The 21,663-nt window shown below is 43.2% G+C and carries 21 protein-coding genes; 12 read left to right on the top strand and 9 right to left on the bottom strand.

Going from position 1 to position 21,663, the window contains the following annotated elements:
- Positions 1–34: 34 nt before the first annotated feature.
- Positions 35–667, bottom strand: coding sequence for a LysE family translocator (locus tag R7P64_RS03140; protein ID WP_005375522.1), 633 nt, complete (start codon positions 665–667; stop codon positions 35–37).
- 229 nt (positions 668–896) lie between these two features.
- On the opposite strand from R7P64_RS03140, the gene R7P64_RS03135 reads away from it, so the two are divergent.
- The 3 genes from R7P64_RS03135 (at position 897) to R7P64_RS03125 (ending at position 2,825) form a co-directional block, all read left to right on the top strand.
- Positions 897–1,724, top strand: coding sequence for an AraC family transcriptional regulator (locus tag R7P64_RS03135; protein WP_005385198.1), 828 nt, complete (start codon positions 897–899; stop codon positions 1,722–1,724).
- A gap of 79 nt (positions 1,725–1,803) precedes the next feature.
- Positions 1,804–2,514 carry an AzlC family ABC transporter permease gene (locus R7P64_RS03130; protein ID WP_064354591.1) on the top strand — a complete coding sequence of 237 codons (711 nt, stop codon included), beginning with the start codon at positions 1,804–1,806 and terminating at the stop codon, positions 2,512–2,514.
- Positions 2,514–2,825, top strand: coding sequence for an AzlD domain-containing protein (locus R7P64_RS03125; protein ID WP_005385193.1), 312 nt, complete (start codon positions 2,514–2,516; stop codon positions 2,823–2,825). Before R7P64_RS03130 ends, R7P64_RS03125 begins: the two co-directional genes overlap by 1 nt.
- Here the strand turns inward: R7P64_RS03125 and R7P64_RS03120 are convergent.
- Together R7P64_RS03120 and R7P64_RS03115 are read right to left on the bottom strand one after the other, a co-directional pair.
- Positions 2,822–3,436, bottom strand: a complete 615-nt coding sequence (locus tag R7P64_RS03120; protein WP_017635857.1) for a fumarylacetoacetate hydrolase family protein — start codon at positions 3,434–3,436, stop codon at positions 2,822–2,824. The two genes, R7P64_RS03125 and R7P64_RS03120, sit on opposite strands and share 4 nt — an antisense overlap.
- A 221-nt stretch (positions 3,437–3,657) precedes the next feature.
- Positions 3,658–4,716: a porin gene (locus R7P64_RS03115; RefSeq protein ID WP_042521502.1), complete on the bottom strand. Its 1,059-nt coding sequence runs from the start codon at positions 4,714–4,716 to the stop codon at positions 3,658–3,660.
- A gap of 609 nt (positions 4,717–5,325) precedes the next feature.
- Here R7P64_RS03115 and R7P64_RS03110 point away from each other — a divergent pair.
- The 3 genes from R7P64_RS03110 to R7P64_RS03100 all read left to right on the top strand — a co-directional run bounded on the left by R7P64_RS03110 (position 5,326) and on the right by R7P64_RS03100 (position 8,277).
- Positions 5,326–6,297 carry a porin gene (locus R7P64_RS03110; protein WP_005375535.1) on the top strand — a complete coding sequence of 324 codons (972 nt, stop codon included), beginning with the start codon at positions 5,326–5,328 and terminating at the stop codon, positions 6,295–6,297.
- 464 nt (positions 6,298–6,761) lie between these two features.
- Positions 6,762–7,619 carry a DMT family transporter gene (locus tag R7P64_RS03105; protein ID WP_005375542.1) on the top strand — a complete coding sequence of 286 codons (858 nt, stop codon included), beginning with the start codon at positions 6,762–6,764 and terminating at the stop codon, positions 7,617–7,619.
- A 43-nt stretch (positions 7,620–7,662) separates the two neighbouring features.
- On the top strand, positions 7,663–8,277 hold the full coding sequence (locus tag R7P64_RS03100) for a glutaredoxin domain-containing protein (RefSeq protein WP_053303774.1): 615 nt from the start codon (positions 7,663–7,665) through the stop codon (positions 8,275–8,277).
- Between the two features lie 127 nt (positions 8,278–8,404).
- On the opposite strand, the gene R7P64_RS03095 is transcribed toward R7P64_RS03100, so the two are convergent.
- The 3 genes from R7P64_RS03095 to R7P64_RS03085 all read right to left on the bottom strand — a co-directional run bounded on the left by R7P64_RS03095 (position 8,405) and on the right by R7P64_RS03085 (position 10,390).
- On the bottom strand, positions 8,405–8,539 hold the full coding sequence (locus R7P64_RS03095) for a hypothetical protein (RefSeq protein WP_017635854.1): 135 nt from the start codon (positions 8,537–8,539) through the stop codon (positions 8,405–8,407).
- Positions 8,540–8,672: 133 nt separating this feature from the next.
- Positions 8,673–9,020: a hypothetical protein gene (locus R7P64_RS03090; RefSeq protein WP_005375501.1), complete on the bottom strand. Its 348-nt coding sequence runs from the start codon at positions 9,018–9,020 to the stop codon at positions 8,673–8,675.
- 176 nt (positions 9,021–9,196) lie between these two features.
- Entirely contained in the window at positions 9,197–10,390 is a 1,194-nt protein-coding gene (locus R7P64_RS03085; protein WP_017821607.1) for a multidrug effflux MFS transporter, read from the bottom strand.
- 105 nt (positions 10,391–10,495) lie between these two features.
- Between R7P64_RS03085 and R7P64_RS03080 the strand changes: the two genes are divergently transcribed.
- Complete coding sequence (locus R7P64_RS03080; RefSeq protein WP_318123153.1) at positions 10,496–11,383, top strand: LysR family transcriptional regulator; 888 nt, start codon at positions 10,496–10,498, stop codon at positions 11,381–11,383.
- A gap of 183 nt (positions 11,384–11,566) precedes the next feature.
- Positions 11,567–13,387, top strand: a complete 1,821-nt coding sequence (locus R7P64_RS03075; protein ID WP_005375494.1) for a putative bifunctional diguanylate cyclase/phosphodiesterase — start codon at positions 11,567–11,569, stop codon at positions 13,385–13,387.
- Between the two features lie 106 nt (positions 13,388–13,493).
- On the opposite strand, the gene R7P64_RS03070 is transcribed toward R7P64_RS03075, so the two are convergent.
- Both R7P64_RS03070 and R7P64_RS03065 read right to left on the bottom strand, forming a co-directional pair.
- Positions 13,494–14,777 carry a peptidoglycan DD-metalloendopeptidase family protein gene (locus tag R7P64_RS03070; RefSeq protein WP_064369150.1) on the bottom strand — a complete coding sequence of 428 codons (1,284 nt, stop codon included), beginning with the start codon at positions 14,775–14,777 and terminating at the stop codon, positions 13,494–13,496.
- Positions 14,778–14,901: 124 nt separating this feature from the next.
- Positions 14,902–15,531: a hypothetical protein gene (locus R7P64_RS03065; RefSeq protein WP_213972838.1), complete on the bottom strand. Its 630-nt coding sequence runs from the start codon at positions 15,529–15,531 to the stop codon at positions 14,902–14,904.
- 200 nt (positions 15,532–15,731) lie between these two features.
- On the opposite strand from R7P64_RS03065, the gene R7P64_RS03060 reads away from it, so the two are divergent.
- From R7P64_RS03060 to R7P64_RS03045, 4 genes are all read left to right on the top strand, one after another.
- Positions 15,732–16,133, top strand: coding sequence for a GFA family protein (locus R7P64_RS03060; protein ID WP_017635849.1), 402 nt, complete (start codon positions 15,732–15,734; stop codon positions 16,131–16,133).
- 153 nt (positions 16,134–16,286) lie between these two features.
- Entirely contained in the window at positions 16,287–16,958 is a 672-nt protein-coding gene (locus tag R7P64_RS03055; RefSeq protein WP_258460880.1) for a YoaK family protein, read from the top strand.
- Positions 16,959–17,413: 455 nt separating this feature from the next.
- Positions 17,414–18,778, top strand: coding sequence for a YjiH family protein (locus tag R7P64_RS03050; protein ID WP_262652884.1), 1,365 nt, complete (start codon positions 17,414–17,416; stop codon positions 18,776–18,778).
- A gap of 436 nt (positions 18,779–19,214) precedes the next feature.
- A complete protein-coding gene (locus tag R7P64_RS03045; protein ID WP_025768473.1) occupies positions 19,215–21,086 on the top strand; it encodes a methyl-accepting chemotaxis protein in 1,872 nt (623 codons plus the stop codon).
- 144 nt (positions 21,087–21,230) lie between these two features.
- Here the strand turns inward: R7P64_RS03045 and R7P64_RS03040 are convergent, their stop codons facing one another.
- On the bottom strand, positions 21,231–21,578 hold the full coding sequence (locus R7P64_RS03040) for a hypothetical protein (protein WP_080996664.1): 348 nt from the start codon (positions 21,576–21,578) through the stop codon (positions 21,231–21,233).
- Between the last annotated feature and the right edge of the window lie 85 nt (positions 21,579–21,663).

Below are 21,663 nucleotides of genomic sequence, written 5' to 3'. Positions count from 1 at the left end.
GCAATTGCTGGCTTTCTAATGGAATATGATAACTTTACAAGGCGAAACTACTCAGCATCCACAACGCCAGAATAACAAACACTAACCCCATTAGTTTATGTTGATACGTGCGGAATTTTTCGTTCTCGAGCAGCCCTTTGCCCAATGTGCCTGCTAACCCAACAAGTAATAAATTGAATGACAAGCCAAGAACGTTCAACAATAACCCTAGCGCTAGCATCTGCTCACCGGAAGATGCAGTGATATTGCTTGAGACAAACTGCGGCAAAAACATCACAAAAAAGACCAAGGCTTTAGGGTTAAGCAAATTACTCATCAAAGCACGCTGATAATAAGTTGATGCCATTTTGTTTTGACCATCAAGCTCTGGAGCCGAAGATGCCTCAGCTCGTAAGCAGTCCCAACCCATTTTTAACAAGTAAGCGCCACCTAATAGATGAAGGACTTTAAGGGCTATTGGGCTCATGGCAATCAGGGTAGATACGCCCATCGCAGCAAGCAAAGTAAGAATAACACCAGACGTCGCATTGCCTAAGCTAGCAAAAAGACCGACCTTCTTACCGTAACTCATACTTGAGCTCGCTATCAGCAACATATCAGGCCCTGGTAAGAGCAATAAGGCGACAACTGCGGTGAGATAAACAGGAAGTACAGATAAATCAATCATGATGGAACCGCTTTTCTACAACAAGGCGGCGAATGTTATACCAACAAAATGACATCATCCAGCCCAAAATAGCCAAGATAAATCAAAAAATAAAAATCATAGTTTGCCCAGCCGAAAAATAGCAATCAATTCGCCTGTTTATCAAAATCGAATAGCAATTTTGTACAAAAATAAGCACGATGGATCCGTTACACTTCTAAAATGATTTTCTTGAGCAGACCGGATAAAGATGAAAGAAAAGAATAAGGAAATCGCTACCTTCAAGATAGCTCAAGAGCTCGGAGGTTTAGAGCTTCTCGATGCAAAGTATGAGAAGCAGAATTTTTCACGCCATAGCCACGAAGGTTACACTATTGGTGTCATCGAAAAAGGTGCACAACAATTTTTTAGGACGGGCGGGAATCATATCGCGCCACAGGATAGCATCATCCTTGTTAATGCAGATGAAGTACACAACGGGCATTCAGCCTCGGAAGGCGGCTGGGAATACAAAGCAATGTACCCCGTACCTCAGCAGTTTCAAACTTTAGGACAAGAGCTTGGCTCACCAAACGTAGCTCTGCCCTATTTCCCTCAACCTGTGGTTTACGATCCTGAACTGGCTAGTCAGTTACGATTGGTATTTGAAACACTAGAAAAATCAGACAACCGTTTATTGAGAGAAACTTTAGTTTACGGCACGTTGATCAAGCTAGCCAGTAAACACAGCACTCATCGGGCACCACTGAAAGAATCAACCAGAGCTCAGCGACAAGTGCAGCTCGTCAGAGAATTTTTGGAAGACTTTCCACAAACGGACGTCTCACTAGAAGAACTCGCGAAGCTGTCTGGATTAAGCCCTTTTCATCTGCTGAGAGAATTTCAAAAGCAATTTGGCTTTCCGCCTCATGCCTATCAAATTCAGCAACGTTTACGTATGGCGAAGAAGCTACTAAAAATGGGACAAAAAATTTCAGACGTGGCACAAGAATGCGGCTTCCATGATCAAAGCCATCTGCATCGACACTTTAAAAAAGCCATGGGCGTCACTCCCGGCCAATACGTCCGTCACAGCTAAAGCAGCAATATTGTACAAGGCGTTATGCGACTACCGAGCTATCTTGGTAATCTGATTTAGGAATAAATAAGAAGAAACTATGGACCACACTTTGCCGTTAAAAAAAGAATCAAAAGCCACGCTATTTTGGCAAGGTACACTTGCGATGATGCCTCTGAGTATCGCAGTGCTCCCTTGGGGCTTACTCGCAGGCTCATTCGCAATTGATACTGGGCTTCACCCTTTGGAAGGACAAGCACTATCAGCCATTTTGTTCGCAGGTTCTGCACAGCTCGTCGCGATGGGAATGATTAAAACGGGAGCAGGTCTAGTGACCATGTTACTGACAACGTTTTTTATCACCTCTCGACACTTCCTCTACAGTGTATCGATGCGCAGTAAAATTGCACCGCTCCCTCTAAAATGGCGATTATCACTCGGCTTCTTACTTACTGACGAGCTGTTTGCGATTGTAGGCCACCATTCCGATAAACAATTTAATCGCTGGTATGCACTTGGGGCTGGTCTGAGTTTTTACCTGTTTTGGAATGTCGCGACATTGACGGGCATTATTGCGGGAAGTCTAATCCCTGAACTGAACGAAATGGGTTTGGAATTTGCTGTAGCCGCTACTTTTATCGCGATAGTAGTACCCACCATTAAAAATGCAGCGGTGCTCGCGAGTGTTATTGTGGCTTTGGTGAGCTCAGTTGCCCTAACCTATTATCAAATTGAGGGAAGTTTGATGATTTCGAGCATTTTAGCCATGCTTACTGGTTACTTTGTGGAACAAGTAAAGGAGAAACGCTAATGATCATGTTGGCTATTTTGCTGATGACGGTACTTGTTTTCACCAGCCGCTACTTGTTTTTAGAACCCAAGCTACCATTGCGATTAGGGACGCGCACTCAAAAAGTACTCAATTACGCTAGCCCCGCAGTACTGACTGCGATCTGGGCACCGATCGTTTTCATTCCCGATGGGGAGCTCAGCGTCAATGTGCAAAACCCATTTTTACTGGCTGCCGTACTGGCTGCTTTAATCGCGTATTTTACTAAAAATGTTCTTTTAACGACGGTTATCAGTATGGTGGTATTTCTCGTTCTGCGAATTTGGCTTTAATCCGCCAACCACTCAATCTCCAACAAGGTGACATCGCCACACTTTAATCGACCAAGGAAGATGTCACCTTCATGTACCTCACCAACGCCCTTTGGTGTACCAGTCATCACTACATCGCCATCTTGAAGTGTTGTGTAACTGGTTAATTCATCCAGGATAGTTAGCGGCGGATAGAGCATTTGGTTAACGTGACCTTTTTGTACACGAACACAGTTGATTAAGAGCTCAAGGTTAAGATCATTGATATCAATGTTATCCAAAGAGACAAACCGACTAAACACAGCAGAGCCATCAAATGCCTTAGCTCGCTCCCACGGCAACCCCTGATTTTTAAGCGAGGATTGCAAACCACGCTTGGTCAGATCCAATCCCAAACCAACCGCTGAATAACGTCCATCCTTGATCAAAAAGCAGATTTCAGCCTCATAATGAAGGGGCTCTTGATGGAATGAACGCAGAGTTGTTGATACAGAAGTTGCGGGTTTATTAAATACCACCATTTGCTCAGGCATTGCATTATTAAGCTCATGAATATGTTCAACGTAATTTCGTCCAACACAAAGCACTTTACCCACTTCTACTTTCTTTTCTTCAACTTGAATAACACTCATCATTCTTCCCTGCAAAACAAAAATCCCATCATAATCTAACCTATTGACTTAACGACACTAAATAGCAACCTCTAGTGTAAAAAATAAGACATTCACCCCGTTTTGAGTTTTGTATCATCTAATTGAAACAGCAAAGTATTTGTAAAACAAATAGACAAAAAAGCCAGCACGAGGCTGGCTTTAGATCAATGAGCTTGAATAATAGTTCTCGCTAAACCCTATTATAGGTAGTAACGAGCACCTAACGCCCATTTGTCATCAGTTTCACGACCATTGTCGTCATTTAGGTCAAACTGGTAACCCGCGTAACCAACAAATTTAGGCGTGAAGTTGTATTCTGCTTGTAGTGCCATTTCTTCACGAGCAGTTTCTGTTTTAGAGCTCTTAAACTCTTTACCTTCCACCATCTCATAGTTAACACTCAAGTTTAGGCTGTTTGCTAGAGCGTATGCGATGATCGCTTCGTACGCATCACTTTCTTCTAAACGGTCGCCTTTTGCACTGAAGTTCATGTTTTCGTTTGAACCATAAACCGCAGCAAGGAATAGGCCTTGGCCGTACGCACCGTAAGATGCTGATACAACGTGTGATTCCGCCGTGTGCTTACCTGCATATGCAGGGTGCTGGAAATCGCCGCCATTGTAAGAGTAACCGATTTTAGCGCCCATGATTGAGTAAGAAAGCGCAGCTTGCACACGGTCATCGTATTTAGCACCGCCAGTTATAACTCCAGCATCGTTGCGCGTGTAATCATCGTTTGCACCCTGCCAACCAAGACCAAAGTTGATCACACCCGCTTCACCCAGCTCGATGGCATTACGGTAAGAAAGCATTTTATCCGCACGGCCAGTACCAAGGTTTCCATGATCGTCATAGATGAAGTCGTTGGCAAACGCGATTGGCATATCTGCAATACCTGCGACATCGTAGTAAGGTGACCATTGCGTACCACCTACTGCACGACCATAAACCTCATGCGTTATACCTAAGTAACCTAGACGAGTTTTAAACGACTCTTCACCACCGTCTAAGTAGTTTAGCGCCCATTCACCACGTGCGTCTGCGGTGAAGCCATTACCCAAATCCTGTGTCGCAGAGATATTGATACGAGGAGAGTTAGTACCCACATCCGTGTCACCTTGCTCTGATCCATTTAAATTAACAGAAACGTGGCCGCCCATCGAAAATGTTGTGCCATCGTTATTATATAGTTCCACTGCAACTGCTTGAGTACCGAAGGTTGCTGCCGCGATTGCCGCTGCTAATAATTTTTTATTCATTTCTAAATCCATTACTTATTAGTTGGTTAGTCAGTTTTAGACCCGGCTTTGTTTCACTTTCGTAAAAACGAAATGATGAACAAAGAGAGGAATACAAAGGCTATCCGAGGCATCGTTTCCACCAGATTAGTTTTACCTTTGTGTAACAACTGCCGACACTTTATTTGATTAGTTCCTGACAACCGAGTGAAAAGATCTCAGACAAAACCTAAAAAGCAATCGTTTACTTAGCCTTCAAGAAATCGAGAAATAAAAACCTTACAATAAGAAATGCTTTAGAGAGAGTTAGCTCACAAATAGCTGATGATTCGCTATTTTTAGGCCAAACTTCCCTGCCAAATTGAAATGTTTACTTACATTTAGGGTCAAGAAACAATTCAGGAACTTTTTGAAAAAAACACAGTCTTCAACGGAGAGGAAAAAACCTCAAAAAAGATAAACCTTTCTTTTTATAAGTGGTATGAGAAGGGGCACTTATTCTCGCCAGCAATAAAAGTGCAATCAAATCATAACTTAACAGAAATCTATCTTTCATTTTCAGCCTTTACCTTAGCGTCATCAACACATCGGGCAAGAAAGCCCATCGATTACAACTAGGGTAATAAGAAAATGAAAAAGGCAGCACTAACTACTGCAATTCTTACAGCATTGGTATCAGCACCATCATTCGCAGCAACTGTATACAAAAACGACGGTACTGAATTAAAAGTTGGCGGCCGCGTTGAGTTTCGTGGTGACTTCATCGGTTCAGACGGTGCTGAAGTTGAAGGTTCTATGGAAGATAAAAGCCGTGCTCGTCTTAACCTAAAAGGTAAAACAGACATCGGCAACGGCCTTTCTGCTTTCGGTGTTTACGAAGCCGAACAAAAAACGGGCAAGAGTGAATTCAAAAACCGCTACATGTATGCAGGCGTCGACTCTGATATCGGTGCTTTCTCTGTAGGTCGTCAAGACATGGCTGCAGTCATCATCTCTGACATGACGGATATCACTGAATTCTCTGGTGTTCAGCAAGTTATTGATTCGTCGTCTGATAAGCAAGACAGCGTTTTCGCATACCGTGGTGCGTTTGATGCACTACAACTTCAAGCAACCTACCAAGCAAACTCTAGCGATAACGAAGATAAATACGGCATCTCTGGAATGTACTCACTACCAATGGGCCTCGACTTTGGTCTTGCATACTCTGGTGGCGATGTAGATAAAGATAACTCTGAAGATCAAATTCTAGGTGGTATCGCTTACTCGATGGACAACCTTTACCTAGCAGGTACTTATTCTCAAGGTTCCCTGACTGACTCTGAAGACTTTACGGCTTACGAGCTAGTCGCAAGCTACAAAGTAGCAAGCAAAGTGACACTTGCAGCTCTATACACAGCTCAAGAGAATGATCCAGACAACGGTTCAAAGTACGACACCGTTGAAGGTATCGAGCTTGTTGGTTACTACAAACTAAACAGCAACTTCCGTACTTACCTGTCTTACTACATCAACCAACTTGATGAAGCAAAAGATGCAACAACAGGTCTAGTAACAGAAGGCGAAGATACACTGCGCCTAGGCGTACGTTACGATTTCTAATTCACTCTTGTCCTAAGAGCGAGTCCACTTGGCCAGCACCTTTGCTGGCCATTTTTTATTTAACCCAACACAACTCGATAAGTTTTCACACTATCCAAGCATCGCTCAGCAATGAAAAACGAGCGTAACGACGCCTACTTCTGCCCTCTTTTAATGCGATTGATCACTAAGTTAGTGCATTTCATCTAATCGACAACATAGAAAAACCAAAAAACCATTTAAAATCAAATATATAAAAGTTGGCACGTGTTCTGCAATATTATTTATGCAAATGCATGGCAGCGTTTGTGCTTCTCGTTCTTTGTACCTGTTATAACAGGCACGTCCTTTGAATTGGTAATGTCGCCTCCCTCTGGGAGGCATTTTTTTATTGGCGCGAAAAACAATAGGACGTATGATCCCGCCACCTCTATCAAACTGGAATTTTTCAATTGAATCATCATCCTGTTCAAGGTGCGTCCTGGATGCTAACAGCAGGCTTGGCATTCGCCATAGTGAACAGCTTCGCCCAAATTGCTAGCATCAACTTTGGTGTCTCCTCCACCACATTTGCGTTATTCCAATATGCAATCGCCTTATTTGTTATTCTGCCCTACCTACGTACACTTGGGATTAGACGTTCTTTAAGAACCCAACACTTTGGCTGGCATGCATTCCGCATTTTTCTCTCTGTTATCGGGATTCAACTTTGGTTATGGGCTCTCGCTTACCCAGTTCCAATTTGGCAAGGTATTGCACTTCTCATGACCTCCCCGTTATTTGCCACAGTTGGTTCTGGCTTGTTACTCAAAGAGAAAGTAGGTACTGCACGCTGGCTCGCTACATTGACGGGGTTTGTTGGTGCCATGATCATTCTTGAGCCTTGGGCAGACTCATTTACATGGGCGACCCTGCTCCCTGTTGGCGCCGCATTTTTCTGGGCAGCGTATTCATTAATGGTTAAAAAAATGTCGGTAAACGATCCGCCTTCAACCATGGTCGTCTATTTATTACTGCTGATAACGCCATTTAATATCTTGTTAGCGATACCGACGTTTACTATGCCAGATACGTGGACGATATGGGGTGTGCTTTTAGCCGCAGGTGCACTTACAGCACTCGCTCAATGGGCTATCGTTAAAGCATATGCAGTAGCAGACGCCTCATTTGTGCAACCATTTGATCACGCCAAACTGCCTTTGAATGTTGTTGCTGGTTGGTTGGTGTTTGGTTGGGTGCCACCTGGTCGTTTATGGTTAGGTGCTGCGATTATTATTGCATCTATTGCGTTTATTACGCATTGGGAAGCGAAAAAGACAAAGTTAGTTGAAAGAAAAATCTAATTTAAAAGTTCTATATTTTCAGGAAAGGAAATGAGGAACCCATATGAGTCAACCAATCAAAATTACACTGTATCGCTGGGCTGGTAGTTGGGGCCCATTCAAAGTCAATATTCCTTGTGGTGAATGTACATTAACCAAAGATATTTTAAAGGATACTTTTGAAAACGAACTAGCCGATGTGCCCGTTGAACTCGAGATAAAAGATTGGTTATCTCACTGGTGGGAACCATTAAAAGCGGGGGCTTGGCATGCACCCATTCTTCTTGTCGAAGGGAAAGTTATCAGTCAAGGAGAAGCATTGAATCGGGGTGTGCTTGTACAGTCTGTTATTGCTGAGTGGGTAAAACGCGATGAGCTAAAAGGCAACATTGTTTATGGTAAAGCAACTTGCCCTTACTGTGTCAAAGCCAAACAATTACTTGACGAGGCTGGCGTTCAGTATGAGTACCATGATGTAGTTAAAGACAGCGCCGCCTTATACCGCATGATTCCTGAAGTAAAAGCCATCATTGGCGAAAAAACACCGGTAACAGTGCCGCAAATTTGGTTAGATGGAAAATATATTGGAGGGGCTGACGATTTAGAGAAGTGGTTATCAGCAAAGGGGCTAGATAAAGTGCCTAACAATGTTGTGGAGATACCAAGCCAATCCGCGTAATTCTAGATTTAAATGTCATCAGTCTTTGAGTAGCGTTTTGCCAATGTTGTGCAATATGTTGGCTACTTACTAACAACAAAACAGAGAAAAGCAAAAAGCCCTGATTTTTCAATCAGGGCTTTTTAAATTATTTCGCCAGTTTTTTAATAACACGAGCAAAAACAGAAGCTTTTTTCTTCTTCGCTTTACCGTAAAGCGCTTTGTGCATCGCGTCTTTTGCAATCATCTGGCCAATATAAGCACCACCAAGTTCGTTACCCATGACCTTCTCCTGAATGTATTGACTTAACTATGTTGTAATTTTACACCACAATTAGATAAAAACAAGACTCCAGTCACATTTATTTTGTAATTAACTTTCAGTTTGATTTTCGTGGATTTCTTGAAATGAGCGTCTATCGCTTAGGTTGTTGGTATGTTTTACCCGCTGCGACGTACGTATCTTTCTGTTTGATTTCAAAGAATGTTTCAAAGAACCACGCAGCAAACTTGATCAAGTGATCGCCTTCATTCATGACGTGCTCTACGTATTCTTGCTCTTCTCCGGACTCATCTTCTTGAGTGGTAATATGGTAAATACGTTTCTCACCATCAACTTCTGCAAGGCCAAACTGACCCGTTAGGGATTGCGCCGCTTGTGCAACTTCTTCTTCCTCACACGCCTTCAAGATTTCAAGTGCCTTTGGCATGCTTTCTTGCTGAGTAATTTCTTTTACCAGTGTTTCAAATTCGTTTTGTTGCATTCTTTCACCTAACGATTAGAGATCGGATAGCCATTGGGCAGAAATGTATTCCAAGCTTGAGAGAAGTATCAAGGTTCGCCCTCTTCCTTTCAAACCAAGTCATTCAGTATACACAACAAGCCAGACTTAATTTAGCTGCGCATTTTAGAAAGCCGACCTTCTGGTTGCAAGTATATTCAGATGGAAGTTTCTGCTTGAACCGTCCCTTCTGGCACTTTACGAAATTGGCTTAGTACAAGAACAAAGCAAGAAAGTAACGCAATAAACAAATAAAACACCCCAAGCTGCTGCTGATTCGTAACCCATGAGTCTACTAAGTACCCACCAAACAAACCTGCTAAACACATTTGAATAGAGCCAGATAACGCAGAAACCGCGCCTGCCTGTTGCTTATGTGGCGAGAGTAGCAAACTAATCGATACTGGGAATGACATGCCTTGGGCAAAACTTAAACACGTGAATGCCGTCAGCAATGAAAATACACTGAAGGGGGTAACCAACAACATGAAGCCAGCAACAGCAACAATCGCGAAACTCATCAGCAAGATTTGCTGAGCTTTGTAACGAGCATTGATCAAATTCAGCACTAAGCTACCCGTCAGCAAACCAACTGACGGTATGATCATCAACGAGCCGTAATCCGCCGCCGTTAATCCTAACTCTTGTTGCATTAAAAATGGATACAAGGAGAGCGTAACCAGAGCCGATAAATAACTAAGCCAGTTGTAGCTCGCACTACCAATCACTTGTGTATTCGTTAACAGACGCAAATAGTTCGCGCTTACTTCGCCTACTTTAAATTTTCTCTTCGGATAAGGCAGCGTTTCTGGCAGCACCAATAAACCAAGTGTAAAAATTGCCATTAAGTAAATCAGCACAAACACGAAGACAGCATGCCAACTCAGGTGAAAAGCAATCCAGCCACCAAACAGCGGAGCAATAATTGGCATCACTGAAGCAGTGACTGAAATATAAGATAGCGCTTTGGTTAATTGCATACCGTCATAACTATCACGCAGTACTGACCGACCAAGTACCGAAGCGCTGCCCGCTCCTAGGCCTTGCAGTAACCGTCCCGCTTCAAGGGCAACAATGTTGTCCGAAAACGCGATGCAAATAACCGTACCAACTAGATATACACTTTGCCCCAGAATAAACACCGGCCGACGACCAATCGCATCAGACAATGGGCCGTAAAAAAGCTGAGAGATACCGAAGCCAACGAGAAATAGCGTGACGAGATTCTGAATCGAATGTTGCGGCAAATTCAAGTCATGACCAATCAATGGCAAAGAAGGAAGATAAATACTAACGCCAACTTGGCCTGTGGCAATGATCATCATCGCTAATAACAATGGTGTTTTACGCAAACGTTCCTCCTACTTTGTGACAGATTGATGGCAAACAGTGTATATTTGATACTCAAAGATGATAATCAGCTAAGTTAGAAAGGAATTAATTCCCAAGGAGATACAATGGACTGGATTCAAAGCGTGAAGAGTTATATTCGTGTGGTCGAAGAAGGTAGCTTTAATGCAGCAGCGCGGAAACTCAATACCACCAGCTCAGCTATCAGTAAGCGAGTTCAATGGCTAGAAGATAAAATTGGCGTTCAACTACTCAAACGTACGACCCGCTCAATTAGCCAAACTGAAGCTGGTGCTCTGTTTTATCAACGAGCAAAAAGTCAGCTTGATTCATGGCAATCGGTATTAGATGAGACTCGCTCAGTCAACCAATCACCAGCAGGGCTATTAAAAATTGGGGCAACGCTGGCCGTTGGTTCTAAATTTCTAGTTCATTATCTTGATGATTTTCTTGATAAATATCCAGACATCACACTTCAATTAACCACAACGCTACCAGGCCAATTGCCAGAGCTAAGTTTAGACCTATTTATTAGCCGGGAATTAGAGCAACTGAACTCTCTAAGTTTCAAAGCTACTGCGCTTTTCGAACATAAAGCCCAGTTTTACGCCGCGCCTAGTTACCTAAAGAAATATGGCACCCCACAATGCGTTGAGGATCTGACAGAGCATAATGTCCTGATTTGGGGAGAAAAACCCTCACGAGAAATCAAAACAAATCGAGGTAAGCGTATCAGCTTGTCAGGTAACTTTGCCACGACCAACCCAGAAACGCTGTTTCATGGTGCCAAAAGAGGCATGGGTATTTTGATGACGAACAACGTCATGATCAAAGATGATCTCAAATCCGGCGCGTTAGTCCCTATCCTGCCCGATATCACAGCGGATAAAGCCACTGTATATGCCTACTATCCAAAGCTGGATTATCAGCATACCCGAACTAAGCTATTCCTCGATTATCTCAAATCACGATTAGAAGAGGAGAAGCGAGCCTAGCTTAGCGTTTTTATCGCTATAGCTTTAAAAGGTTCAAGCATAAAAACATGAAAATAATGATTTGTTCGTTCACAAAATTTGAAAAATCTGCCTTAGTAACCGATAGTTTATTTGATGCATATCAAATAATAATTCGTCGTGTCTTACACGATATGTTAATAACAACGCTAGGTGAAATGCTCAATGGGTCAGGTACAAATCAGTTTCCACAAAATTGATGAGATATTGAAGCTAAACGGCACGGCTCAGCTAAACCGGGTCACGCTAGATATTCATCAACACTTGCAGAGCCATTGCACTTGCGTCGTAGAAGTTGCGCATCTTCAGCATTCGGCTCATACCATTTCCTTCGCCAGCAATGGAAAAATTACAGACAACCTAAGCTACCACCTTTCAGGCACCCCCTGTGAAAAAGTGGCGAAAGACATTGGCGAACATATTTTCTATCAAGACCAGGTATACAAGCGTTTTCCTGAAGATCAGATGTTTCAAGAAGATGGCATTCAAGCTTACATTGGCCTGCCATTGAAGACACAAAATGGCGAAGTTCTGGGAATTTTACTGTCTACCTTTACCCGAAGCATCCACGCGAAAGAAGCGCAAGATATCCTCGACTTCCACCGATTTTATGCCAATGTCATTATTCATAGCTTACGTGAAAAGTGGGTCAGTGAACGTTCAGATAAGCTTCTTAATCAGCTTAGCTATGAGGTATCGCATGATAACCTAACTGGACTGCTCAACCGTAGCTGTTTAGCTGATACCTTGGAGACATTAACGCAGCAGGCGACTCGCCCATTCAGTTTGGCGTATCTTGATATCGATAATTTCAAATCGATCAATGATATCAACGGAAACTATATCGGCGACCAAATCATTAAGTTCACAGCTAACGCCATTCAACAGAGCTTGTCGTCGCCAAACAATGCGTTCCGTGTTGCAGGAGATGAATTCGCCTTCATCACGTACGACGAAGATCCTGTCGCCGTGTGTCAGGAAGTACTCGACAAAATTGAAAGCGGCTACAGCGACAAATCTAACCGGATTTCTTTCACCGTTAGTATTGGTATTGCACGTGCCCCAGTACATATGTTGAACAGCGATGAGCTGATTTTGAATGCCAGTCTCGCTCTCAAAGATTGTAAAAAACACCGCGATACACGGATTCAGCATTACGACACACACCTTAGTGCGTTATACCACCGTAGGACGCAGCTTATTGAGGCAATGCGAATCCAGCTAAGTACTGATATACAAGACAGCGATGAGTTGTATGTAGTGGTTCAACCGATCGTCGATATCACGAGCGACCGCTGGAATTACTTTGAAATTTTGACTCGTTGGAATAGCAATATCTATGGAAATATCTCTCCAGCGGAGTTCATTGAAGCTGCCGAGCAATCAGGCCTGATTATCGAGTTAGGTGAACGGATTATTGAACTCGCGTGTATCGCAAAGCAAGAACTCGAAGCGAACCTAGGCTATAAAGTCAAACTCTCCATCAATTGCTCAGCGTATGAGCTGGTTGATTCCAACCGTTATATTAATCACTTAACCAACATGGTTGAAAAGTATCAGCACGAAGCAAAAGACTTTGTTATAGAGCTCACCGAGACCGTCTTACTCTCACAAAGTGGCCGTGAACAGATGGTACTTAACTCGTTGCGATACTTGGGTTTTAAAGTCGCACTGGATGATTTTGGTACGGGATACTCAAGCTTGAACTATATACACAATTATCCGATTGATAGCATCAAAATCGATGCTACCTTTGTGCAGAACATGCTCTCAAATACAACCTCTGAACAAGTAGTGTTTTTGATAGCACAATTGGCAGAGCTGCTTGATGTGGATTTGATTGCCGAAGGCGTAGAAGACGATAGAGCACTACAAAAGTTAATTGAAATGGGCTGCCACTACATCCAAGGTTATTTTTACTCTCGTCCACACAGTGTTGAAGAAATCGTACACCTGATAAATGAACGTGAAGTGCGGAGTGCCTAACGTACTGAACAGACTGCTGTCATAGAATTCAAATCTAGTTAATGCACAAAGTAAAAGAGACCAAGCTATGCTTAGTCTCTTTTTGTTTTTTAAGCGAAGTACTTTATTACAGCACTGCTTTCTCTTTATCGCGTAATAGTCTATCCATTTCATCTCTGTTCGCGACAAAAGTAGCCATCTCTTTCTTAGGAACAGAACTCGCCATTGGGATATTTGCTCGCATAGCGTTAACTGGACGGCCGTATTCAATCAACTCATAGTGAAGGTGTGGCCCAGTCACTCGACCTGTTTTACCAGAAAGACCGATACGCTGGCCTCGAGAAACCTTTTGCCCTTTCTTCACCAAAATCTTACTTAGGTGTAAGTAACGGGTTTTGTATTTGCTGCCGTGCTCAACAACCACGTAGTTACCCGCATATGGGTGTTTACGAGTCATGATCACTGTACCATCACCAGTAGAAACGACTGGTGTACCGGTTGGTACAGCAAAGTCAGTGCCGTTATGCGGCGCAACACGCCCCGTTACTGGATGTAAACGATTAGGGTTGAAGCCAGAACTGATACGCCAACGACTACTTACAGGGTAACGCTGGAATGCGCGCTGTAAGCTTTCACCTTTGGCATTGTAGAATTGACCATCAGTATGAAGGTAAGCGGTGATCTCGCGGCCGCGATTATAAATCTTAATCGCCTCAATTTCGTTCTTACCTGTTGGTACACCATTGATGCTTTGTGAGCGACGAACAACTTCAAATCGATCACCTGCACGAAGATCACGTCCAAAGTTAAGTTGTTCTTTGAGTAAGCTTACGACTTGACTCACTTCCGCCGACGTTAAACCTAAACGACTGGCAGAAGAAGAAAAACTGCCTTGAATAACGCCAACTAAAGGTTCTTGGCTCCACACGCCAGGAATGGAAATATCAGTAAAGTCATAGCTACCATCACTATTCAGCTTGTAGACCACTTTATCTGCAATAGAAAATTGCAGTTCCATTTTCGCTAACTCGCCTGTTGCATCATCACGCCAGAAACGGAGCGTATTGCCCGGCTTAAGTGTATCAAGTGCCAAGTAGTTCAAATCCGTTTCCATTACTTTCATTAACGAGCTGTAACCGAAACCGAGCTGACTAAAAATAGTGCTTAGGTTGTCACCTGTTTGGATTTGATATTCGAAGTTCGGGGGAGTGACAACTTCGGCAGTTGTCGCATCAAGAATTTTTTCAACGACCTGAGATTCAGGTAGGTTCAATGCGATGGTTTTGGTTAAAGATGACTCTTTGAGAGAGTGAGAAACACCAATCGCAACTAAAACTGGCAAGGAGTATAACAGCAGCGCTCTACGACTTGTCAGATTCGGCAACCGTCTTGTAATTTCATTTGTAGACACGGGAATTACTATCTCCTTTCAAACAAGGCTCATAGCTTATGCATTCCCGAATAAGAAATCACTAGGAAATTTCGAGATCTAGCGCAGAAAATACTGAATTTTTACAGAACTCAAAAAAAATTCATCACTGTTGCATATGTAAGTTATTCCCTACACGCTGTAATGTGTATGAATTGAATTGATTTGGCGTGTCTGCCATTGCTTGATCGTCACCGTGCGCTAAATATGAAAGCGTGATAGTTGTATCACTTTTCCATTCGAGCTGAGTAAATTTCACGCGGTCACCAACAAAAATACTGTCTAAAAGGACAACTCGGCTCGGCAAGGGGTCAAACTTGAACAAGCCAACATAGTTAAACGAACCGCTACCTTGTGTTGTTACAATCATCGGTGCAACAACCCATGAAACACCTTCAATCTCACGCTGACTAATCGACGCAGTTGGAACAAGTACCTGACCTTTCGTCACACCTGCATCATAGTCACCTATCAAATAGCCGTTTTCTTTATCCCACTCATCAAGAAAAGTGACCGCACCCTGCTCGGGGACTTGGATCGTCCAAGGATTACGTGCAGTGATACCAAGCGTCTCTTGCACAATAACGTTCGTTTCTACTTTTGTTTGAGGAAACTTAGCCATGATCTCGTCATCAGACAAACTAAAACGATAAACACCTGCGATCACAACCACAACTAATAAAACGATTGGAATAAGTAGAATAAGTGGTATCGGCAGGATTTTTTTGTGAGTCATGAAGACTTCCTTGTTTCAAGGTATAAACGAAAAGCGAGTATACCATTGTATACCCAAATGATTTCACCTCTTCAAGTGTTTCAAAATTAAACTAAACTGATTGTATCCAAATAGTTTCAAGTCCAGAGCTCATAACGAGCTAGTGACACAAGCTCTGTGCTCTAGGTCTATTGGTGTATTGGGACAAATAGGTAATCACGATGACAAAAACCATTCATACATGCGAGTGCGCCTGCGGTTTAGTTGAGATCCGTTGTAAGGGAGAGCCCACCCACACGTCTGTCTGCCATTGCTTCGAATGCCAAAAACGAACTGGCAGTGTTTTTGGGGTACAAGCTCGCTTTGAAAAAGAGCACGTCACTTTAAACGGTGAAGTCACTAGCTATACCCGAATTGGAGATGATGGCAGTGAGGTTCAGTATGACTTTTGTCCATCCTGCGGCACGACAATGAGGTTGTTCGTTTCTGCATACCCGGAAATCATGATCATTCCCGTCGGTCTATTTACCGATAAAGAGTTCCACCAACCTACCGTTTCAGTCTATGAACAAATGAAACACGGGTGGGTGAGTTTCGAATGCACAACGGAACACATCTGCTAGCGGGCAATCCACGTTCACATATTTACTTTGGCTCGGACAAACACCCTATAAGTGAGATTTTTTTGAGAATGATCAATCGAGTTTTACTGTAAAGGGTTTCGTAACTCGGTGTGAGCGTTATAATCGGCTCCTAATATTTGGTGGGGGTTTATTGTGATTTCCAGACTTCCTCGTTGGGTGGAATATGGCGCGTTTCTACTAGCTCTTCTCGCGGGCTGCGTCAACGCCGTTGGTCTTCTCGGCTTTCAACACCAAGCGATAACTCATCTTTCGGGAACCGTAACTCAGCTAGGGAACAGCTTGCTAACAGGTGTGGATAGCTCCATTCACCTGCTCTTCATCGTATTTAGCTTTTTGATTGGCGCTGCCTTTAGCGGCTTTTTTATTGAAAGCAGTGCGTTAAAACTAGGGCGAAGATATGGTGTTGCACTGTGCATAGAAGGGAGCTTGCTCTTACTCAGCCTGGGCTTTTTGGTGCAAGGGGATTTGTACGGCCAATATCTAGCATCAGCAGCATGTGGATTACAAAACGCCATGATCACCACGTTTAGCGGCGCAGTAGTCAGAACCACACATATGACCGGAATCATCACCGATCTAGGGATTATGATTGGAGAGAGCTTGAGAGGTCGTCAATTTGACCGACGTAAAGCTAAATTATTCCTATTCATTTTCTTTGGCTTTTTGTTTGGCGGCGTCGCGGGAGCGGCTCTATTTACGGTATATAGTTTATATACGCTGGTTTTCCCAGCAATATTGGCTTTTTCTACAGCTCTGATTTACTGGAGTTACCTATACATACTTAGCCGTCAACAAAAAGCATAAAATTTCGATCCGATTGAAGTGACATACTTCAATCGGATTTGGCTCAATAGGTTCACACTGCAACGGTACAAGAAACGCTGAACGGTATTTTGACACCACTAAAAACCTTAAAATAGATAAGGCTAACTGAATTTCTGGCAAAGAAGTTAGTTAGATCAAAATCACATTTGTTTACCATTTTATTATTCCAGTCACAATGCGCCCCATAATTCACTGCGCAATTCGCCCCTCGTGCTACAATTTTCTAACACAAGCAACATATTCGCATACACTTAGACGTTATTTGACCAATTACCCGACAAATCGGCTGAATAACTAGATGTATTTAATGAATAGTATTGCAATGGATGCAGTTTGCGGGTACCCTCCGCAAAACTGTGATTAAATACGGATGTTTAGTGAATATTTATGTCATGGAAATGGCAAGTATTGACTAGTAGTAACACGAGACAACTATGCATAACACCACTAATGCTACTGAAGCTCCTAAGGGCAACTTTTGGATGTTTTTCATCCCTTCCCTAATTGGTCTTCTACTCTTTATGGCTCCGATCTCTTACGATGGCGGCCTAACCATTCCCGTTGCCGTGATGGCAAAAGTCATCCCAGCGGTGTTAGGCGATACCTTGATTGCTATCGTCACCAGTATCATCGCTTTCATGGCCGTTGCTTCTGTTCTTTGCAAAATTTTTAAGCCAGCTGCAATTTTACGTAATGGTTTTTTAAACGGTCTCTTCAATCCATCTCCACTTTGGCTCGTTGTTCGTTTAATCGGCGGCGCTGCCGTGTTAATGACGTTCTTCCAACTGGGTCCAAAAGCAATTTGGGAAGAGAACACTGGCGGGCTTGTTCTTACTGGTCTTCTACCTACTCTGTTTGCCGTTTTCATTTTCGCGGGTTTACTGCTTCCGCTTCTTTTGAACTTCGGTCTTCTGGAGCTATTTGGTGCGTTACTCAGTAAAATAATGCGTCCGGTATTCAACCTACCTGGCCGCAGTGCAATTGACTGTATGGCATCTTGGTTAGGCGACGGAAGTGTTGGTATCTTGCTAACCAGCAAGCAATACGAAAATAAGTTCTACACTCAGCGTGAAGCGGCTGTTGTCGGGACCACTTTCTCAGCAGTATCGATCACGTTTAGCTTAGTTGTTATCGCTCAGGTAAAACTAGAGCACTTATTTTTGCCTTTCTACGGCGCTATCTGTCTAGCTGGTATCGTAGCTGCGATTATCATTCCTCGCCTGCCTCCGCTTAGTCTGAAGAAAGATCGCTACATTGACGGCAGCAACCCAGATAAAGACGCAGATGCAGTGCCAGAAGGCCACACCACATTCTCTTGGGGTATGGATCTAGCTCTTAAGCGTGCTGGTCAAGTCACATCGGTTCAGTCTGTATTTAAAGAAGGCGTACACAACGCAGTCGACATGGTATTTGGCGTACTACCTGTAGTTATGGGTCTTGGTACCGTTGCATTGGTGATTGCAGAATACACGCCTGTATTTGCGATTCTGGGTCAACCGTTTATCCCATACCTAGAGCTACTGCAAGTCCCTGAAGCTGTTGCAGCATCACAGACAATCGTTGTTGGCTTTGCGGATATGTTTATTCCAGCAATTTTAGCGGCCTCAATCGATAACGAAATGACACGTTTTGTTATTGCGGCAATGTCAGTAACTCAGCTTATCTACATGTCGGAAGTAGGTGCCCTACTGTTAGGCAGCAAAATTCCAGTAAACATTGTAGAGCTCTTCGTAATCTTCATTTTACGTACGCTAATCACGTTACCTGTGATTGCTGGCGTTGCTCATCTTATTTTCTAAAATCGAGACGTCAATTAACAAAGGCTCCGCATCGTCGGGGCCTTTTTTATACCTAAAACTCCGTCCACATTAGGCTTTTAGTAAAAAGCTCATAATTTACAAAGACAAAACTTCAACAAAACACCTTTCAGCACCAACAAAATTTTCATCACCTCACCTGTAAAGCCAGTTAATGCCACTGTTTGTTAAGCAATTCTTTTCATTATGACAATTTCACTAATCGAGCTCGCAAACATGATCACACTCACAAGTTTTAACGTAAATTGTCGGTTTGTTTAAATTTAGTTAAAAAAGACGACAAATGAGTTCATGTTTTTGACAAAGATGTCGATAAAAATATAACCAAACACAATAGGTTTCTCTTTATGCCCAATTCGCTCGGTTTAAAAGAGGCGAAAGCAAAGTGGAACCAACCGGGAGAATCAGAGGAAAGCTCATGAAATTCAGACATAAGGTTGTCACAGCCTCTTCATTTTTGCTGCTAATTACTGTGTCGTTATTGTCGACACAACAAGTTATGACCATCCGCTCCCAAACTCAGGAGCAAATCGACTCAAGTGTCAACGAGATATTGACCAGTGTTGGTAACACTGTGCAATCAGAAATGAATGCAAAGAAGGATCTCGCTCGCTCCATTACTGAAGTGATTGAGCTTGATCCCAGTTCACATAGCTATGTTCAAAACATACTTGAAAGACCGACGCCAAAAAGCAGCTTCCTTGCCATCGGTTTTGGTTATGAAAGTAATGGCTTTGTGATTGAAAATGACGACGGCTGGGATGCGGGTCCAGACTACGACCCACGTCAGCGTCCTTGGTTTATTGCAGCTAAGAGCAAAGGCGATTTGGTCGTAACCGATCCGTACGTCGATGCGTCTTCGAAAAACGTTATCATCTCTGTTGGTACGCCAGTAAAAGAAAATGGCCAATTTTTAGCCGGTATGTTTTATGACCTCGAATTAACTACCCTTTCTGATCTGGTCAACCAAGTGAATCTGTTTGATGCTGGCTACTTATTTCTGATCACCGCTGATGGCACAACCATTGCTCACCCTCAAAGTAAGTATAACGGCGAGAAGGTCGGTAGCTACCTCCCGCAAATCGAACTTACGCAATCAGCACAACATGTTGAGATTGATGGCAACCGCTACATGGTTAACCTGACTCACATTCCTGGCGAGAACTGGTACGTAGGTTCGGTGATCGATGAAGCTGTTGCCTATTCTGCCGTAGGAGAGCTTCGTAACAACGCTATTATTTATTCAATCATTGCCGTGATTGCATCTATTATCGCCCTAACTCTGTTGATTCGCACTCTCATGCGTCCTTTGGACACGCTAAACAATGCGATTAAAGATGTAGCATCAGGGAAAGGCGACCTTACACAACGCCTCGAAACAGATACTGACCAAGAGTTTTCTGAGCTTGCCACAAACTTCAATACGTTCATGGAGAACTTACAACAGCAAATCATTGAGTCGAAACGTATTTCTGATCAAATTTTAAACGGAACTCAAATCACCGCTGAGGGCGCAAAAGACTCGGCAGGCGCAATTCACACTCAGCTGCAAGAGCTAGAACAACTTGCTACCGCGATGCATGAGATGTCTGTCACCGCGACAGAGGTTGCTAATAATGCGCAAGGTGCGGCAAGTGCAGCCAAAGAAGCCGACCAAGCAACGGTTGAGGGGTCTTCTATCGTTGGTGAATCGACACAAACGATAAACATGCTTTCCGATAGCATTGACCTTGCAGTCGAAGAAGTACAAGTGTTGGAATCTGCTACCGCCAATATCGAAACGATTCTAAAAGTCATCAACGATATTGCGGACCAAACGAACTTACTCGCGTTGAATGCCGCAATCGAGGCTGCACGTGCGGGAGAATCTGGCCGAGGCTTCGCCGTTGTTGCAGATGAAGTACGTACACTGGCACAACGTACTCAAGAGTCGACAACAGAGATTCGTACTATGATTGAGCAACTACAATCTGGCGCTTCATCTGTGGCAAATGCCATGCATCAAAGCAAAGGTAGTGCTATAGAGGCCGTTGAAAAAGCGGGTTTAGCAAATAGTGCGTTACAACGCATTCGTGATGCGATTCAGCGTATTTCCGATATGAACTTGCAAATTGCCTCAGCAGCGGAAGAGCAAAGCCTCGTCGCTGAAGAGATCAACAACAATACGGTGAATATTAAAGACCTATCGACTCAAGTCGCCGAATCGGCAAATCGAACCAACGACGCGATGCAGGCGCAACAAGAAGATGTACATAAACAAGATCAAATCTTAAATAGATTTACTGTCTAACACTCATTTAAGCAAAAACAGCGAGCACCGGCTCGCTGTTTTTGTTTTTAACCCTCTACCCTAGTATTGGTCGATGTTACATGTGCCATGTTGGTGCTATTAAGCTCAACATTACAAGAACGCCGACTATGTGTCCTTTCAAGTTTAATTGAGCTCGACATGGATATAGCGATCATTAGAACGACGATAATAGCGGTCGTCCACTTTTAGATAAGTGAAATCTCCAATCTTTATGTAGGTACTATTCCGAGGAATTCGGTCATGGTAATAGTAACTGCGCCTTGGTCGTCTGGTCTCCACATAAATAACGTCACGATGTTTGTGTTTATGCTTGTGCTTGCGCTTGTGTTTATGATGGTGGTGATGCGCATGATGGTGATCGTACCCGTACCGATGTCCATGCTTATGCTTCGGGTCAGCCACCGCTTCTGTACTCAACACACCTAAAGACAACATAACGCCAACCATGGCAAAAGATAATTGCTTTGACACAACAGAGCCTCTTATTCATATCAACATTGATATAATAGGAGGGTGAATCACTGTACATGTCAGCCTTTCGCTAAGGAGTTTTACT

Origin of the sequence: Vibrio sp. 2304, assembly GCF_033339475.1 — a bacterium.
Lineage (GTDB): Bacteria > Pseudomonadota > Gammaproteobacteria > Enterobacterales > Vibrionaceae > Vibrio > Vibrio alginolyticus.
This window is presented reverse-complemented; position numbering and strand designations above follow the sequence as displayed.

Coding starts and splice junctions, on each gene's coding strand:
- R7P64_RS03125 (WP_005385193.1), top strand. CDS start 2,514: ATGATCATGTTGGCTATTTTGCTGATGACGGTACTTGTTTTCACCAGC.
- R7P64_RS03140 (WP_005375522.1), bottom strand. CDS start 667: ATGATTGATTTATCTGTACTTCCTGTTTATCTCACCGCAGTTGTCGCC.
- R7P64_RS03110 (WP_005375535.1), top strand. CDS start 5,326: ATGAAAAAGGCAGCACTAACTACTGCAATTCTTACAGCATTGGTATCA.
- R7P64_RS03045 (WP_025768473.1), top strand. CDS start 19,215: ATGAAATTCAGACATAAGGTTGTCACAGCCTCTTCATTTTTGCTGCTA.
- R7P64_RS03120 (WP_017635857.1), bottom strand. CDS start 3,436: ATGAGTGTTATTCAAGTTGAAGAAAAGAAAGTAGAAGTGGGTAAAGTG.
- R7P64_RS03135 (WP_005385198.1), top strand. CDS start 897: ATGAAAGAAAAGAATAAGGAAATCGCTACCTTCAAGATAGCTCAAGAG.
- R7P64_RS03130 (WP_064354591.1), top strand. CDS start 1,804: ATGGACCACACTTTGCCGTTAAAAAAAGAATCAAAAGCCACGCTATTT.
- R7P64_RS03060 (WP_017635849.1), top strand. CDS start 15,732: ATGACAAAAACCATTCATACATGCGAGTGCGCCTGCGGTTTAGTTGAG.
- R7P64_RS03075 (WP_005375494.1), top strand. CDS start 11,567: ATGGGTCAGGTACAAATCAGTTTCCACAAAATTGATGAGATATTGAAG.
- R7P64_RS03100 (WP_053303774.1), top strand. CDS start 7,663: ATGAGTCAACCAATCAAAATTACACTGTATCGCTGGGCTGGTAGTTGG.
- R7P64_RS03115 (WP_042521502.1), bottom strand. CDS start 4,716: ATGAATAAAAAATTATTAGCAGCGGCAATCGCGGCAGCAACCTTCGGT.
- R7P64_RS03095 (WP_017635854.1), bottom strand. CDS start 8,539: ATGGGTAACGAACTTGGTGGTGCTTATATTGGCCAGATGATTGCAAAA.
- R7P64_RS03065 (WP_213972838.1), bottom strand. CDS start 15,531: ATGACTCACAAAAAAATCCTGCCGATACCACTTATTCTACTTATTCCA.
- R7P64_RS03080 (WP_318123153.1), top strand. CDS start 10,496: ATGGACTGGATTCAAAGCGTGAAGAGTTATATTCGTGTGGTCGAAGAA.
- R7P64_RS03090 (WP_005375501.1), bottom strand. CDS start 9,020: ATGCAACAAAACGAATTTGAAACACTGGTAAAAGAAATTACTCAGCAA.
- R7P64_RS03105 (WP_005375542.1), top strand. CDS start 6,762: ATGCTAACAGCAGGCTTGGCATTCGCCATAGTGAACAGCTTCGCCCAA.
- R7P64_RS03050 (WP_262652884.1), top strand. CDS start 17,414: ATGCATAACACCACTAATGCTACTGAAGCTCCTAAGGGCAACTTTTGG.